The sequence below is a fragment of the Vibrio chagasii genome, assembly GCA_041879415.1.
In the GTDB taxonomy this organism is placed as follows: Bacteria; Pseudomonadota; Gammaproteobacteria; order Enterobacterales; family Vibrionaceae; genus Vibrio.
Map to the genome: position 1 here is coordinate 594,065 of CP090851.1, position 16,999 is coordinate 611,063.

A 16,999-nucleotide genomic window follows, 5' to 3' on the forward strand; every position below is an offset into this window, starting at 1 on the left:
GGGGTTCAGTCTTCATCTCGTGGGTGATAGCATAAATAAAAAAAGGAGCCCCAATGCGTAACTTTACTTCGAAGCAAGATTTCTGTTCATGGTTGAATGAGTTTGAGTCACCAATCCTCATCCCAGAGTGGGCGCTACACCAAAATATTGTCTCTGTTGATCCTCGTGGATCGTTTGTTATTACTTTGCCTTTCGCTGCGAATCAGCTTGCTGTTGATCTTGAAAATTGGATTAACGCTCAGATTGAACAAAAGCTTGTGAATGCTTTTCAATTTGAAGTGAAGGTCAAGCCGTCGGCACTTGAAACGACGGTCTCAACACCACTGAAAGGCGTGAAGAATATTATTGCCGTCACTTCTGCCAAGGGCGGGGTGGGTAAATCGACGACTTCAGTTAACCTTGCGTTGGCTTTATCTAAATCTGGTTCAAAAGTCGGTTTGTTGGATGCGGACATCTACGGCCCATCGGTTCCGATGATGCTAGGGCAGTTAGATGCGAAGCCAGAAGTACAAAACAATAAGTGGATGATGCCAATCGAAGCACACGGTATTTTCACTCACTCAATTGGTTACCTTGTATCGAAAGATGACGCTGCTATTTGGCGTGGTCCGATGGCGGCAAAAGCACTCGGTCAGCTTGTGAATGAAACGGTATGGCCAGAGCTAGATTACCTTGTGATCGATATGCCACCGGGCACGGGTGATATCCAATTAACTCTATCTCAACAAATCCCAGTAACTGGTGCGGTTGTTGTGACTACTCCTCAAGATCTGGCATTGGCAGACGCGCGTAAAGGTGTCGCGATGTTCGATAAAGTGAGTGTGCCTGTAGCAGGCTTAGTTGAAAACATGAGCTACCATATATGTAGTCACTGTGGTGAGAAAGAACATATCTTTGGCGCTGGTGGGGCAGAAGCTATGTCTGAAGAGTTCTACCTCGATATCTTAGCGCAAATCCCACTGCATATTGATGTTCGCGAAGACATTGATGCGGGCTGCCCAACGGTAGTGCGTCGCCCAGACAGCGAGCACACGCACCATTACCTAGAGCTCGCTGAAAATGTTGCGGCAAAAATGTTTTGGACAGGTAAAGCGCGACCAGAAGCGATCAACTTTTCTATGGTCGAATAGTTAGGTTTGTTCTCACACTGTATAAATAATGATGGATTAGATAAATAGTTATTGGTTTTCGGCGAGCCGATCATTCAGTCTGTGCAAACAGTTGTAGGCAAGTTTTTTAAAAGCAAACGATTATCTTAAGTAAATGTATTGAGATCATCAATTTGACTGCAATTTGCTAAAATGGCGACTAGAATCTCAGTGCTTTAGCCCCTATAATCAGGCGGTTTATCTATTCCCACCACCAAACCATATCGGGTGCAAAATAATGTCTGATAATAATCAATGTGTCATCGTAGGTATCGCTGGCGCTTCAGCTTCAGGAAAAAGTCTGATTGCTAGTACGATTTATAATGAGCTGCGCGAAAAAGTAGGCGACCATCAAATTGGTGTTATCACGGAAGATTGCTATTACAGCGACCAAAGCCACTTGAGTATGGAAGAGCGTGTTAAAACTAACTACGATCACCCAAATGCACTGGACCATGATCTGTTATGTGAGCATTTACAGCAGCTGATGAGCGGCAATGCCGTAGAAGTACCTGAGTACAGCTACACAGAACATACACGTACTTCTGAAACGACTACACTTACTCCTAAGAAAGTGATCATTTTAGAAGGTATTCTGCTATTAACAGACCCACGTCTTCGTAACCTAATGCACGCGAGTGTGTTCATGGATACACCACTAGACATCTGTCTACTACGCCGCGTTAAGCGCGACGTTGAAGAGCGTGGTCGCACAATGGATACTGTACTAAAGCAATACCAAGAAACAGTACGTCCAATGTTCATGCAGTTTATCGAGCCTTCAAAACAACATGCAGACATCATCGTTCCTCGTGGTGGTAAAAACCGTATCGCGATTGATGTACTGAAAGCGCACATTGCGAAGTTGTTGAAGTCTTAATCGAATAAAAGTTTTGCCTAAGTGACTCACTTAGCTTTATTTTTTACCGAATCAGTGGCACTTTTATAGTGCCACTTTCTTTTGGAATCTAAGCAAGGAATATGCGGATGAAGAAACTACTCATTTTCATAGCTGTGCCAGTGTTTATTGTTGTTGCAGCAATTTTGGCACTAGTACTGTTAGTGAATCCCAACCAATTTAAGCCATTAATTGTCGAACAAGCCCAGAAGCACACCGGCCTTGAGCTAGTGATCGAGGGTGATATCAGCTGGCAATTCTTCCCATCTATTGGCTTCGAACTTGGTCAAACTGAATTACGCAACCCAGAAGGGTTCACCCAACCTAACCTATTTAAGGTTGATACGGTTGGCGTTGACGTTTCGGTTACTCCGCTATTTAGTAACCAACTAGAGATCGGTAACATCACTCTAGATGGCGCAGAATTCTACTTAGAAACGCTTAAAGATGGCCGTAAAAATATTGATGCGCTGACGCAAGCATCTGCATCTGATGCGTCGGCCCCAGCTGCTGAGACAACGTCTGAACCAGCACAGGCTCCACAAGAGCAAAGTGCAGCAGAAGCATCTGGCTGGACGATAAATCTAGCGGGCGTGACGATCTCAAATGCACTATTTGAAATGGACGACAAGCAAGCAGGTTCTTTCACCAAGCTCTACGATGTGTCTTTGAACCTATCTGAGTTCGCAGTAGACACATGGACGACGGCAACCTTTGCTGCATCTGGTGAGAACAACCAACAAAAATTTTCAGCTGACGGTAGCGCCGAGTTCAAACTGGCTGAAGGCTTTGCAAGCTATGCGCTACGTAATATCGACCTAAACGCTAAGTTTAATGACCCTGCGACGTCAATTGACTCGGCAAAGATTGGTTTAGATACGTTTGAGTTCGATAAGGTTAACCAACTGACTTACGCTGTGGTTGGTAATGCTGCTGGTCTAGATTTAGATCTGAAAGGTGGTGGTGAGCTAACGGTTGATAAAGCCATTTCAAAAGTGATACTGAACAAGTTAACGTTAGACTCTACGTTCAAGGGTGACACGCTTCCTCAATCACCAATGAAAGTTGATATGTTGTCTGATCTTAGCTTTGATCTAACGAAGAGCCATTTGAGCTTTGTGCTAGAGAAGCTACAAGCTAACTCTATTGCATTAGACGGTAAAGCCGACGTTACTCTGTCCGACATACCAAAGGTTCGTTTCTCGTTACATAGCCCGAACATTGATTTAGACGAGTTCCTAGGTTTAGGTAATTCAACAGAAACCACGAGCACGGCGCCTTCTGGTACTGCTGGTGGCTCAACGTCAAAGTCAGTTAGCTCAGCGCCAGCAAAAGAAGTTGAACCTGACCTATCTGCTCTTAAAACGCTCGATGTGAAAGGTGATATCACTATCGATAAGTTCAAAGCAAACAATGCGAAAATGCAGAATGTTAAAACGGCATTCTCTGTTAACCGCGGTATTGCTGAATTGACTTCATTCACATCAAACCTTTACCAAGGTTCTATCTCTGCGACAGCAAAACTAGACGCTCGTAAAACTCCGGCGACTTACACTGCTAAGAAGAGAATTAAAGGGGTGAAAGTTCAGCCATTGCTGGTTGATGTTGCAGGTAACGATGTGCTTGAAGGTACGGGTAATATCGATGTCAATGTGAAAGGTAAGAGCCTTACACCAACAGGAATCAAAAAGAATCTAGTTGGTACTATCGCGATCAACTTTGAAGATGGTGCGGTTAACGGGATCAACGTTGCCCAACTGATTCGTGAGAATTACGCGAAGATCAAAGGCGAGAAAGTTGAAAGCACAAATGAAGCTAAAAAGACTGACTTTAGTGCGATGAAAGCGACACTTAAGGTTGATAAAGGTTGGGTTTCAACCAATGACCTGTCGGCACAATCACCACTACTGCGCGTTACAGGCCAAGGTAAAGCTAACTTCATCAATGAAACGGTAGACTTCTTAGTAAGAACATCGATTGTTGGCACATTAGAAGGTCAGGGCGGTAAGGGGATTGATGACCTGAAAGATGTCACGATTCCAATTAAGGTGACAGGCCAATGGGCTGACCCGAAATTCGCTCTCGTTTTTGATGATGTGTTAAAGCAAAAAGCACAGAAAGAGATCGACCGTGGTGTTAACAAGCTAACGGACAAGATTAAAGATGAGAAGACCAAAGAAGCCGTAGACGGTTTATTGAAAGGTTTCTTTAACTAACGATTACTCGTCTATAAACAAAGCGCCATTCCTATTGTAGGAATGGCGCTTTTTATTTTAGCATCGGTAATACTCAAGAGAGATTCCCTACGACACTCGCCCTTCGCTCTAGGGAATGACTATAGGTAATCTCAAGGATACAACAGCCTAGTGGGCTTCATCCTCGAGAGGGAAGAATGACCGAGTCGGGATCTCTGGTTGAAGGTGATTACCAGTCAACGCCTTGTAGCGCCTTAACACCAGATTCAAATGCGTGTTTCACGTTACGTACCTCTGATACCGTGTCTGCCATTTCAGTCAGTGTGCGGTGTGCCCCACGGCCTGTAATGATCACTGATTGCATCTTAGGACGGTTGTTAAGCGCTTCAACGACTTCATCTAGCTCGATGTAGCCATAGCTCACCATGTAAGTCAGCTCATCAAACAGAATCACATCAATCGACTCGTCAGCCAGCATGCGTTTACACTCTTTCCATACGCGTTGTGCCGCTTCAATATCTTGCGCTTTATTTTGTGTTTCCCACGTAAAACCAGTACCCATTACTTGGAACTCAACATCTAGCTTTTGCAGGACATTTTTCTCACCGTTATCCCAAGTGCCTTTAACAAACTGAGCAACCGCACATTTCTTACCGTGGCCAACTGCACGAGTGATGGTGCCAAAGCCAGAGGTAGATTTGCCTTTACCATTACCCGTGATGACCAGTAACAGGCCTTTTACTTCTTGTGCTGCAGCGACACGAGCATCGACTTGTTCTTTTACTTTCTGCTGTCTTGCTTTATGACGTTGTTCTTTGTTGTCTTCAGTCGACATAACAAATCCTTTTAAGTTGTGATTGCGCCTATCATAGCCTAACTTAACGATAGCAAAAACCATCGGAAGAACAGGTGATTACGGATGAAAAAGATACTCGTGGTTTGCATGGGCAATATTTGTCGCTCGCCAACAGGTGAAGCGGTATTACGAAAGAAGGCACAGCAGCTCAATATTGATGTTCTAGTCGACTCTGCGGGGACGATTGGCTTCCATCAAGGTAATCCGCCAGACTCGCGCTCTAAAGCGGCAGGAGAGAAGCGAGGCTATAGCTTTAAAGGCATTACTTCAAGAAAAGTCGTCGCAAATGATTTCGAAGAGTTTGACTTAATACTCGCAGCAGATAGAGCTAATTTGACTGACTTAATGAGCCAATGCCCAGCACACTTGCAGTACAAACTGGCGTTGTTTTTGAGCTTCGGTGACTCGCAGTATCAAGAGGTGCCTGATCCGTATTATGGAGAGGGGGATGGATTCGAACTGGTTTTGGACTTAATCGAAGAGTCGAGCGAAGCGATATTAAGGTCGATTTGATATCGAGGTTATAAAAGAAGTAGAACGCTTGAACGCGAAGTATAAAAAAGGCCGACATTGAATGTCGGCCTTTTTATATCTAGCGTAAAGTGATGTGTAAAATTACTTAGACATTACTTTGTAGATTGGGTCTTCTGCTACGTTTGCTTCTACTAAGCTACCTGCTTTGTGCAGCATAGCAACACAGTCTTGGCTTAGGTGACGAAGGTGAAGCGTTTTACCTTGTGCAGCGTAACGCTCAGCAATAGTATCAATTGCTTCAATAGCAGAGTGGTCGGTTACGCGAGAGTTCGCGAAATCAACGATAACATCTTGTGGATCTTCATGAGCGTCAAACAACTCAAGGAAGTTTGCTGTTGAACCGAAGAAGATTGGACCGTTTACTTTGTACTCTTTTGAACCAGCTTCGTTGATGCAAGTATCAGCGTAGATATGCTTAGCGTGTTGCCATGCAAACATCAGTGCAGATGCAATTACACCTACAAATACCGCTACCGCTAGGTCAGTCATTACTGTTACAACCGTAACAAGAACGATAACGAAGAAGTCTTGCTTAGGTACACGACGTGCAAGTTTGAAGGTTGCCCATTCGAATGTACCAATTACCACCATGAACATCACACCAACTAGCGCCGCTAGCGGGATCATTTCGATAAGTGCTGAACCGAATAGGATGAACATTAGTAATGCAACAGCAGCAACGATGCCCGACAGACGACCACGACCACCAGAGTTTACGTTGATCATTGACTGACCAATCATCGCACAACCACCCATCGCGCCAAATACTGAACACGTTACGTTCGCCATACCTTGACCAACACATTCACGGTTAGATTGACCACGAGTATTTGTCATCTCGTCTAGTACCGTTAGTGTAAGTAGTGATTCGATTAGACCAATCGCTGCAAGGATCACTGCGTAAGGCAGAATGATGTATAGCGTTTCTAGGTTAAACGGTACTGCTGGGATAGAGAAGGTTGGTAGAGAACCTGCGAGCGTTGCAGCTTCATCACCAGACATAGTGCGTAGGAAATCAACAACAGTACGAGTTTCAAGATCAAGACCTACAACCAATGCTGTCACAGTTACGATAGCAACCAATGAAGATGGTACTGCTGTCGTCAGTTTTGGTAGGAAGTGGATGATAGCCATAGTCAGTGCCACTAGGCCTAACATTAGAGTCATCTGGTCACTTGGTAGCCAAGTTAATGCACCTGTTAGATCTGGTGCTTTAAATTGACCAAGTTGAGCTAGGAAAATAACGATAGCCAAGCCGTTCACGAAACCAATCATTACTGGGTGTGGAACGATGCGGATAAATTTACCTAGCTTGAAGACACCTGCTGCAATTTGCAGAAGGCCAGCTAGCATAATTGCCGCGAATAGGTATTGAACACCATGAGTTGCAACTAGGCTTACCATTACAACAGCCATCGCGCCAGTCGCACCAGAAATCATGCCTGGGCGGCCACCGAAGATTGAAGTGATAAGACCTACGATGAATGCTGCGTAGAGACCAACCATTGGGTCAACGCCAGCAACAAAGGCGAATGCTACAGCTTCAGGTACCAGAGCAAGTGCTACGGTAAGGCCTGACAGTACGTCATTCTTTACAGAGTGCTTAGAAAATTGTGGGAATTCGAACATGTGTGCTCAGCTATGCTTAAAATGGATTTACCGACACGAGTGTATTGCGTAGCTAAACAGTGATGAAAAAGAGCGGCAATAGCTAAGTGTCGAAAAGATAAGTGCGCGAATGCTACCCAAAATTGTGACTAAGTTCAAGGTAGAACCCAATTTTGAGTAATATATCTATTAATTTTTATTCGATTAGCAGATAAGAAAAAGGCTGCTTCAATAAGCAGCCTTTGATTCGATTTTCTAATGATTACTCAGTAGTAAACACTAGTAGTTTGGCTTAGTCATGCCAGCGCCAGCTTTGTTTGACGCTACCTGACTACCTGCACCTTTTGGTACAAAACGTTCAGTGCGGAACGGAGCTGCAACCACTTCAATCTCTTTGATCTCTTGAGGACCAGGAGCTTTAGTCATTGGTGACCCCGCTTGCTTCTTCGCAACAGTTGCTTTTGGCGTTTCTGCTTTTACAACAGGCGCTTTCTCAACTTTCGCTTCAGCTTTCGGTGCTTCAACTACTTTTGCTGGTTCAACGACAGCTGCTTCAGCTTCAACTGCTGGTGCTTCAGCAACGGTTTCTTCTGCTTTCACAGTCTCAACAGGTGCTTCAACTACTGGAGTTTCAACGACAGGTGCCTCAACTTTCGCTTCAACAACCACTGGAGTTTCTTCAACAACAGCAGGAGCTTCTGTTACTTTAGCTTCGGCAACTGGCGCTTGAGTTACAGCTGTCTCTTCACGGCGGATAATTACTTTACCCATTGCCAGTTCAGGACATGCAAAACCGCCAGCCATTACAACGCTGCTTTGTGGTGCTGTCTCTTGAGCGACATTTTGCTCTTGAGTATTAACCACTGTTTGCGTTTCAACTGCTACTTCAGCCACTTCAGGTTTTGCCTGTTTGTGGTGAGGTTTCGGAATGAAGCGAGGCATCACTTTACCCATAGCCATCTCTGGAGAAGCTACACCACCTTTGCGTAGGCGGAATGGGTTAGGGCGACGGTCACGACCGCGACGACGACGTTGACCACTTGCACGTAGGTGACGTGGAGAACGACGGTTACGACGTTGTTTCGGTTCTTCCTGTTCAGATTGCTCGCCATTTGCTTGAGTTGCTTCAACTTGCTCTGCAACTTTTTGCTCTTGCGCTACTGATTTGTTTTTCGCTGCTGCTTGCTCTTTAGAAACAGATGGTGCTTTTTGTTCCTTAGTAGAGTTTTCAGCCGCGTCTGCTTGAGCTTGCTGGTCTTTAACACGAACTTGCTTGTTCAGCTTACGACGTTGGCGACGCTCTTTAATCTTAGCTGCTTTCGCTTCAGGCTTAGCCTTAGGCGCATCTGACTTGCCAGCTTGCGCATCTGCCGCTAGCTGTAGGCCTTCTTCTGCTAATTTAGATGGTGCTTGCTCTTCGCGTTGCTTCTGCTCATCACGCTGCTTGTTGCGGCGATCTTGCTTAGGCTTGCGAGGTTGACGATTTTGCTGTGGAGCTGCATCTTTCTGCTCTTCAGGCTTCTCATCACGTGCAGGCTTGCGACGGCGTTTGTTGTCACGGTTATCGTTACGGTTGTCACCTCGCTCACCACGTTGGTTACGGCGGCGGTTATCGTTACGGTCACGGCGTTGACGGTTGCCATTGCGGTTGTTCTTAGGCTTCTCTTCCGTTTGTTTCTCTTCTTGCTTCTCTTCTTGAGTTGAAGAGCCAAATAGGAAACTACCGATAGCCTTAAAGAAGCGACCAATTAGGCCAGATTCTTGTGCTACTGGTTCAGCTTTCTTCTCTTGTGCCGCTTTTGGTGCTGGCGCTGGAGTCGGTGCTGATTGAGCTGGAGCAGCGAAGCCTTTCAGAGCTGGCTCTTCGATCTTCTTAGGACGAATTGCTTGTTCTGCAGGTTCTTTGCTTTCTGCTTCTTTCAGAGCATCTAGCTTCTTAGGAAGTAGGTAAGAAAGTAGATCGAACTCTTCGCCTTCACGAACACGGATAACCTCAAAGTGCGGTGTTTCCATGTCAGAGTTAGGTACAACAGTGATCTTAACTTCTTGGTTCTTCTCGATGTGGTTTACTGAGCGACGTTTTTCGTTCAGAAGGTAAGAGGCGATAGGAACAGGCACAACGGCAAGTACTTGCGCTGTGTTGTCTTTCAGAGCTTCTTCTTCAATCAAACGTAGAACAGACAGTGCTAGAGATTCGTTATCACGAACAACACCAGTACCTGTACAACGAGGACAAATGTGGTGGCTTGCTTCTGCTAGTGATGGGCTCAAACGTTGACGAGACATCTCTAGAAGACCAAAGCGAGAAATACGGCCAATTTGTACACGAGCACGATCTAGACGAACGGCATCACGTAGGCGGCTTTCAACTTCGCGTTGGTGGCGAACCGGAGTCATATCGATAAAGTCGATAACAACAAGACCACCTAGGTCACGTAGACGTAATTGACGTGCAATTTCATCGGCTGCTTCTAGGTTAGTGTTAAGTGCTGTCTCTTCGATATCGCCGCCCTTTGTTGCACGAGCTGAGTTGATATCGATAGAAGTTAGCGCTTCTGTTGGATCGATTACGATAGAACCACCAGATGGAAGGCGAACTTCACGTTGGAAAGCCGATTCGATCTGGCTTTCAATCTGGTAGTGACTGAATAGCGGCACTTCACCATCGTACTTCTTAACGCGATTCATGAAATCTGGGCGTATTAGTTGAATGTGCGCTTGAGCACGTTCAAAAATAGTGTTGCTGTCGATTAGAATCTCGCCGATGTCACGACGTAGGTAGTCACGAATTGCGCGAACAATAACGTTACTTTCTTGGTGAATTAGGAAAGGAGCTGCATTTGAATCAGAGGCTTGCTTGATAGCGCCCCAGTGATTCAGTAGAACGTTTAGGTCCCACTCTAGCTCTTCTGCACTTTTGCCAACGCCCGCTGTACGCACGATTAAACCCATACCTTGAGGAAGCTCAAGAGTGCTCAATGCCGCTTTCAGTTGGGTGCGCTCATCACCTTCGATACGGCGAGAAATACCACCAGCACGAGGGTTGTTTGGCATAAGAACTAAGTAACTACCTGCCAAAGAGATGAAAGTTGTCAGTGCAGCACCTTTGCTACCACGTTCTTCTTTCTCTACTTGTACGATTACTTCTTGGCCTTCTTTTAGCACTTCTTTAATGCTAGGACGGCCTTGGTATGTATAACCTTCAGGGAAGTATTCGCGGGCAATTTCTTTAAGAGGGAGGAAACCGTGACGTTCTGCGCCGTAATCAACGAATGCCGCTTCTAGGCTTGGTTCAATACGGGTAATACGTCCTTTGTAGATATTCGCTTTCTTTGACTCGTGACCTGGACTTTCGATATCTAGATCGAATAGTCGCTGGCCGTCAACCAAAGCGACACGCAACTCTTCTTTTTGAGTTGCGTTAATTAACATTCTTTTCATTTAGAAATACTCGTTGTCTTTTCTTATTTTCATCATTGTTCTTATCGCTTTATTTCGTTTCTCATGGTGCCAGATCCCATGGCTTTATCGGTGCAGCCTCCCGGCTGGAGAGGGATGCTCTGGGGCACGTCAGTCATCATAGGGAGTTAGCCTATGATCCGCGATGTGGCGGTGAATACTCAACATGAGCGTACGTGAGTAGAGCGATAAGGGGACTCAGTTGACTGTGTCTTACGCCAATTGCAGCACTGTCTAATCTGAGTTATCTACTCATTTACTTGCTTATGAACGATTGTCTGTTTAAATTTTAGTCAAACCGTTGATAGCAGCTGTGAACTATAGCAGTGGTCGGTAAACACAGCAATCTGCTTTGTCGGAATGCTGTAAAAAAAACAGTTTTTGTTTGTGTTTTGATAGCTCTAACTCACTGTCTATAAATAATTTATCAATTGATATTTTAATTTGCAGGAATCTTGGTGCTTTTTTGTTCGAAGAATCAAAGAAATATAGAACTTCAGCGACCATTTGGTGGTAGATGATCAAGAATTAAGAGTAAATTAGTTCAGAATAGACCTAAGAAAATCTCAATTATCAAAAGTGACAGTGATACAATAGCGCAATGAGCGAAATTAGAACCCAAGTCCAATTTGTCGATATTGACGAAGATATGGCTGGTCAGCGTATTGATAACTTCTTACGCAACCAATTAAAAAACATCCCGAAAAGCATGATTTACCGAATCGTGCGTAAAGGCGAAGTCCGCGTAAACAAAAAACGCATCAAGGCTGAGTACAAACTAAAAGCTGGTGATTTAGTTCGTATCCCGCCAGTTACCATTGAAGAGAAAGTTGAAGAGAACGTGCCAAGCACGAAACTCAACAAGGTTTCAGAATTGGAACAGTACATCATTTATGAAGATGATCACATGCTGATTCTAAACAAACCATCGGGCACTGCCGTTCATGGTGGTAGTGGACTTAAGTTTGGCGCAATTGAAGCATTGCGCGCACTGCGTCCTGAAGCTCGCTTTCTCGAGTTAGTGCACCGTATCGATAGAGATACGTCTGGCATCTTGCTTGTTGCTAAGAAGCGTTCGGCGCTAAGACATCTTCAAGCACAGTTCCGTGAAAAAACGGTTCAAAAATACTACTTCGCGTTAGTGATGGGCGAGTGGAAGAACAGCTGTAAGGTGGTGAATGCGCCTCTGCTGAAAAATGAAGTAAACAGCATTGTTCGTGTTAACCCGAATGGTAAAGCCTCTGAAACTCGCTTTAAGGTTTTAGAGAAGTTCAAAGATGCGACTCTGATTCAAGCAAGCCCTATTACCGGCCGTACGCACCAAATCCGTGTGCACACTCAATATACTGGCCACCCAATTGCATGGGATGACCGCTATGGTGATCGTCGTTTTGATGCTTACACTGGAAAGGTCGGTTTGGATCGTTTGTTCCTACATGCAGCAAACATCAAGTTCACGCACCCAGGTACTGAAGAGAAAATGGATATCTCAGCTCCGATGGAAGCGCGACTAGAAAAAGCGATCGCTGGATTACGTAAGCTTTAAGAAGATACGAGGTACGAAGATATAGAGTGTCTCTAAATTTGTTCTTTAGTATCCATAATTGAGAAAGGTTGACGAATTTCGTCAACCTTTTTTGTTTGTGCTTATTACAAGAGATCCCCAACTCGCTCGTTCCTCACTCTTAGGGATGACGATACAGTGAATCCTCAATAACTAAATAACTAGCAGACCTCAGGATTGTAATAATCATTAGTTTCCGTCATTCCTTAGACTGACGAAGGAAGGAGTAGGGAATCTCTAGCGAAGATATCGTATCCGTTAAAGCACACTCATCCCTTGCGCATCTAACATATCGACTAGGTCTATAAGCGGCAGACCAATAAGCGTATTTGGATCTTTCCCTTCCATCTGCTTGAACAAAGCGATACCTAGTCCCTCACACTTAAAGCTGCCTGCACACCAATACGGTTCTTCTTTCTCAACATAAGAGATGATCTGTTGCTCGGTTAAATCACGGAAGTGAACAATAAAGGTATCGAGACGCGTGTCAGCTTGTTGGGTTTCGCTATTCCATACAGTGACGCCTGTATAGAAGGTGATGCTCTTGCCACTTTGACGAGACAACTGCTCAATCGCTTTTTCACGCGTGTGAGGCTTGCCGATGATCTCGCCATCAATTACGCAGACTTGATCTGAGCCAATCACCAAGCTTGGTTGCTCAACAACGCAAGACTTAGCTTTGGTCTCTGCAAGGCGCATGACCAACTGTTGTGGAGTCTCCCCTGAAATCGGTGTTTCGTCACAGTCAGGCTTTGCTGTAATGAAGCTAATTTGTAGCTTTTTGAGGATCTCTTGCCTAAATGGTGAGGTAGAGGCTAAAACTAGTTGGTAATTTTTCATTTTAATTTACAATTCATAGAAGCATTTACAGTAGGATATAGGAAGTTATCCCGCTATTCATAATGCTCTGTATGGGAAAGGTAAAAAAGTGTACTTTTTTTGCCATTTCCTTTGACTAAACTCGATTTGGAAGATAAGATTCGCGCCCTATGCAAAAGGTAAAAATACCGCGTACAGTTGATCCGGCAAGAACGGCTCAGAAACGACTAGATTTAGATGGCATCATCCAAACCAGTCTTTTTAAGCGTTTAGCTGACGCAACTGAAGGCGTAAAACGTGACGCGCAAGTCTCATTGTCATTTGGGCTTGATGAACAACGATTAGTCGTTATCTCTGGTAAAGCTAACGTCGAAGTCGATTTAGAGTGTCAGCGTTGTAATGAGGTTTTCGCACATGAGTGCGATGTCCAATTCACTTATACTCCTTATTATAATGAGAAAAGTGAAGAGGAAGCACCGGAAGAGTACGATTTGGTAGATCTGAACGAGTACGGTGAGTTAGACCTGATTCAACTAGTTGAAGACGAGTTCATCCTTGGATTGCCACAAATAGCAATGCACGATAATGCGAAATGTAGCGTTAACTCAAATAACTTGGTGTTTGGTGAACTTCCTGAAGAAATTGAGGAAGACAAGAAGCCGAATCCATTTGATGTTTTAAAAAGCTTGAAGAAGTAACTGCTTCTTTAAGAATTTACATAGGAGTAGGGTCAATGGCCGTACAAAAGAGCAAGAAATCACGTTCAATGCGTGGCATGCGTCGTTCACACGATGCGCTAACTACAGCTGCACTTTCTGTAGACGCAACTTCAGGTGAAACTCACCTACGTCACAACGTGACTGCGGAAGGTTTCTACCGCGGCAAAAAGGTTATCAACAAGTAAGGTTGACCTTTGCAAAATCTAACCGTTGCGCTTGATGCAATGGGCGGGGACTTCGGTCCTCGTGTAACAGTGCCTGCCGCCGTGCAGGCACTGTCGTATTTCCCAGAGCTAAAAGTCATTCTCATAGGTGATCGAAACGCGATCACATCTCAATTATCTTCATTAGGTCGAGTGCCTGACTCTCGTTTGAGTATTCAGCATTGCGATCGAGTTATTTCCAATTCTGAAAAACCTTCACTAGCCTTGCGTAACAGTCAGGGTAGCTCCATGCGTGCTGCTATTGATCTGGTCGCCGACTCTCAAGCCGATGCTTGTGTGAGTGGTGGCAACACCGGCGCATTGATGGCTCTGTCCCGTTTTCGACTTAAGCTCCTCCCTGGCATTGATAGGCCCGCATTGGTTTCAGCTTTGCCTACTGCTTCAGGGAATCGTACTTGGATGCTTGATTTAGGGGCAAATGTGTCTAGTGATGCAGATTCGCTTTTCCAGTTTGCTGTGATGGGCAGTGCATTAGCGGAACAACATTTAGGTCGCGCTCCACGTGTCGCTATTTTAAATATCGGCGCCGAAGAAATTAAAGGTAATGACCTTGTAAAACGATGCGCTGAAATGTTGTCGAATACTCAGTCTGTGAACTTCATAGGCTATATTGAAGGTAACCAACTCCTTCAAGATGCTGCTGATGTCGTCGTATGTGATGGTTTTGTGGGCAATGTCTGCTTAAAAACGTGCGAAGGTACGGCTCAGCTCTTTATTGATAAGCTAAAAACGCGCATGATGGCTTCAACTATAAAGGGTTGGATAGCCAGAATGTTGTTTTCTGAGCTATTTACTGAATTAAAAACCTTGAACCCCGACCAGTATAACGGCGCAAGTTTGTTAGGATTGCGCGGCATTGTCATTAAAAGTCATGGAAGTGCTGATGTATCTGCAGTTGTCAACGCGATTGGCGAGGCAGTACACGAGGTCAAACGACAAGTCCCCAGCCGCATTAGCGATCGTTTGGAAGCGGTTTTACTCGAGAGGCATTATTAGTCTTCATGTATAGCAAAATTTTAGGTACTGGCAGCTACTTGCCATCTCAGGTGCGTACTAACGCAGACTTAGAGAAAATGGTAGAGACTAGCGACGAGTGGATCGTTGCTAGAACAGGTATTAAAGAGCGTCGTATTTCAGCGGAAAACGAAACCGTTGCAGATATGGCGTTTTACGCTGCTGAAAATGCCATTGAAATGGCGGGTATCGACAAAGAAGATATTGATTTAATCATCGTTGCGACCACCAGTAGTAGCCACACATTCCCGTCTTCGGCGTGTCAGGTACAAGGTAAGCTTGGTATCAAAGGCTGCCCTGCGTTTGATTTGGCTGCAGCGTGTTCTGGTTTTGTCTATGCTTTGTCTGTTGCAGATCAGCACATCAAATCAGGCATGTGTAAGAACGTTTTGGTGATTGGTGCTGATGCACTGTCAAAAACCTGTGATCCGACTGACCGCTCTACGATCATCCTATTTGGTGATGCAGCAGGCGCGGTGGTTGTAGGCGCAAGCGAAGAGCCAGGTATTTTGTCGACTCACATTTACTCTGATGGTAAATACGGTGAGCTTCTAAGCCTTGAAGTACCAGAGCGTGGCGGTGATGCAGACAAATGGCTGCACATGGCGGGCAACGAAGTATTCAAAGTGGCGGTAACTCAGCTATCTAAGCTAGTTAAAGACACATTAGCTGCAAATAACATGGATAAGTCAGAGCTTGATTGGTTAGTTCCACACCAAGCGAACTACCGTATTATTTCGGCAACGGCTAAAAAGCTGACAATGTCACTTGATCAAGTGGTGATTACCCTTGATAAGCACGGCAACACGTCAGCGGCTACCGTACCAACAGCATTAGACGAAGCTGTTCGTGACGGACGAATTAAACGCGGTCAAACACTTCTATTGGAAGCATTTGGCGGCGGCTTCACTTGGGGTTCTGCGTTAGTTAAATTCTAACCCTAAGCGAAAACCTACAAACAAGGCACATAACTTATGTGCCTTATTCAATTTTTTGCTTTGCTTAAAGGAAAATTACAATGAGCAAGTTTGCTATCGTATTCCCAGGCCAAGGCTCTCAAGCTATCGGTATGCTTGCAGACCTAGGCGAACAGTATGATGTTGTTAAACAAACATTTGCTGAAGCTTCAGAAGCACTTGGTTACGATCTATGGGCATTAGTTCAAGATGGCCCAGTAGAAAATCTAAATGAAACTTTCCGCACTCAACCGGCTCTATTAACAGCGTCTGTTGCAATTTGGCGTGTATGGCAAGAGCTTGGCCTAGAGCAACCTGCAAACTTAGCGGGTCACAGCTTAGGTGAATACTCTGCACTAGTATGTGCTGGCGTTATCGACTTTAAAGAAGCGATCAAGCTAGTTGAACTACGTGGTCAATTAATGCAAGAAGCGGTTCCTGCAGGCGTTGGTGCTATGTACGCAATCATCGGTCTAGATGATGAAGCGATTGCTAAAGCGTGTGAAGAAGCGGCACAAGGCGAAATTGTTTCTCCAGTGAACTTCAACTCTCCTGGTCAAGTTGTTATCGCGGGTAATAAAGCGGCAGTAGAGCGCGCTGGTGCACTATGTAAAGAAGCGGGCGCTAAGCGTGCACTTCCTCTACCAGTATCTGTACCGTCTCACTGTGCACTAATGAAACCTGCAGCAGACAAGCTAGCGGTGGCTTTAGAAGCTCTAGAGTTCAACACGCCAGCGCTTCCTGTTATCAACAACGTTGATGTTGTTGCTGAAACAGACCCAGCAAAAATTAAAGATGCACTTGTTCGTCAACTTTACAGTCCAGTTCGTTGGACTGAAGGTGTACAAGCGATGAATGAGCAAGGCGTTGAGAAGCTACTTGAATTAGGTCCTGGTAAAGTTCTTACTGGCCTAACAAAACGAATCGTAAAAACTATGACAGCTGCTGCAGTTAACGACACTGCATCACTAGAAGCTGCTAAGTAATAACCACTTAATAGAGAAG

Annotated in this window: 14 protein-coding genes; 10 read left to right on the plus strand and 4 right to left on the minus strand. The window is 44.9% G+C overall.

Annotated elements, in window-relative coordinates; translation table 11 throughout:
* Window positions 1-53 precede the first annotated feature (53 nt).
* From apbC to L0991_02735, 3 genes are all read left to right on the plus strand, one after another.
* Window positions 54-1,130 carry an iron-sulfur cluster carrier protein ApbC gene (apbC, locus tag L0991_02725; protein ID XGB62992.1) on the plus strand — a complete coding sequence of 359 codons (1,077 nt, stop codon included), beginning with the start codon at window positions 54-56 and terminating at the stop codon, window positions 1,128-1,130.
* 256 nt (window positions 1,131-1,386) lie between these two features.
* Window positions 1,387-2,028, plus strand: coding sequence for a uridine kinase (gene udk / locus L0991_02730; protein XGB62993.1), 642 nt, complete (start codon window positions 1,387-1,389; stop codon window positions 2,026-2,028).
* Window positions 2,029-2,135: 107 nt separating this feature from the next.
* Window positions 2,136-4,262 carry an AsmA family protein gene (locus L0991_02735; protein XGB62994.1) on the plus strand — a complete coding sequence of 709 codons (2,127 nt, stop codon included), beginning with the start codon at window positions 2,136-2,138 and terminating at the stop codon, window positions 4,260-4,262.
* A 208-nt stretch (window positions 4,263-4,470) separates the two neighbouring features.
* Here the strand turns inward: L0991_02735 and cobO are convergent, their stop codons facing one another.
* Window positions 4,471-5,076 carry a cob(I)yrinic acid a,c-diamide adenosyltransferase gene (cobO, locus tag L0991_02740; GenBank protein XGB62995.1) on the minus strand — a complete coding sequence of 202 codons (606 nt, stop codon included), beginning with the start codon at window positions 5,074-5,076 and terminating at the stop codon, window positions 4,471-4,473.
* Between the two features lie 84 nt (window positions 5,077-5,160).
* Between cobO and L0991_02745 the strand changes: the two genes are divergently transcribed.
* Window positions 5,161-5,610: a low molecular weight phosphotyrosine protein phosphatase gene (locus L0991_02745; GenBank protein ID XGB62996.1), complete on the plus strand. Its 450-nt coding sequence runs from the start codon at window positions 5,161-5,163 to the stop codon at window positions 5,608-5,610.
* Window positions 5,611-5,712: 102 nt separating this feature from the next.
* Here the strand turns inward: L0991_02745 and L0991_02750 are convergent, their stop codons facing one another.
* Window positions 5,713-7,260 (minus strand): SulP family inorganic anion transporter, encoded by a 1,548-nt coding sequence (locus L0991_02750; GenBank protein ID XGB62997.1) that lies wholly within the window; start codon window positions 7,258-7,260, stop codon window positions 5,713-5,715.
* Window positions 7,261-7,518: 258 nt separating this feature from the next.
* Window positions 7,519-10,680 (minus strand): ribonuclease E, encoded by a 3,162-nt coding sequence (rne, locus tag L0991_02755; protein XGB62998.1) that lies wholly within the window; start codon window positions 10,678-10,680, stop codon window positions 7,519-7,521.
* 619 nt (window positions 10,681-11,299) lie between these two features.
* On the opposite strand from rne, the gene rluC reads away from it, so the two are divergent.
* Window positions 11,300-12,244 (plus strand): 23S rRNA pseudouridine(955/2504/2580) synthase RluC, encoded by a 945-nt coding sequence (gene rluC, locus L0991_02760; protein ID XGB62999.1) that lies wholly within the window; start codon window positions 11,300-11,302, stop codon window positions 12,242-12,244.
* 276 nt (window positions 12,245-12,520) lie between these two features.
* On the opposite strand, the gene L0991_02765 is transcribed toward rluC, so the two are convergent.
* Entirely contained in the window at window positions 12,521-13,102 is a 582-nt protein-coding gene (locus tag L0991_02765) for a Maf-like protein (GenBank protein ID XGB63000.1), read from the minus strand.
* Window positions 13,103-13,251: 149 nt separating this feature from the next.
* Between L0991_02765 and yceD the strand changes: the two genes are divergently transcribed.
* From yceD to fabD, 5 genes are all read left to right on the plus strand, one after another.
* The gene (gene yceD, locus L0991_02770) at window positions 13,252-13,779 is read left to right on the plus strand and encodes a 23S rRNA accumulation protein YceD (protein ID XGB63001.1); all 528 of its coding nucleotides are present in this window, start codon (window positions 13,252-13,254) and stop codon (window positions 13,777-13,779) included.
* A gap of 35 nt (window positions 13,780-13,814) precedes the next feature.
* Window positions 13,815-13,985 carry a 50S ribosomal protein L32 gene (rpmF, locus tag L0991_02775; protein ID XGB63002.1) on the plus strand — a complete coding sequence of 57 codons (171 nt, stop codon included), beginning with the start codon at window positions 13,815-13,817 and terminating at the stop codon, window positions 13,983-13,985.
* A 9-nt stretch (window positions 13,986-13,994) separates the two neighbouring features.
* On the plus strand, window positions 13,995-15,020 hold the full coding sequence (gene plsX, locus L0991_02780; GenBank protein XGB63003.1) for a phosphate acyltransferase PlsX: 1,026 nt from the start codon (window positions 13,995-13,997) through the stop codon (window positions 15,018-15,020).
* A 5-nt stretch (window positions 15,021-15,025) separates the two neighbouring features.
* Window positions 15,026-15,976: a ketoacyl-ACP synthase III gene (locus L0991_02785; GenBank protein ID XGB63004.1), complete on the plus strand. Its 951-nt coding sequence runs from the start codon at window positions 15,026-15,028 to the stop codon at window positions 15,974-15,976.
* Between the two features lie 80 nt (window positions 15,977-16,056).
* Window positions 16,057-16,980: an ACP S-malonyltransferase gene (fabD, locus tag L0991_02790; GenBank protein XGB63005.1), complete on the plus strand. Its 924-nt coding sequence runs from the start codon at window positions 16,057-16,059 to the stop codon at window positions 16,978-16,980.
* Window positions 16,981-16,999 lie beyond the last annotated feature (19 nt).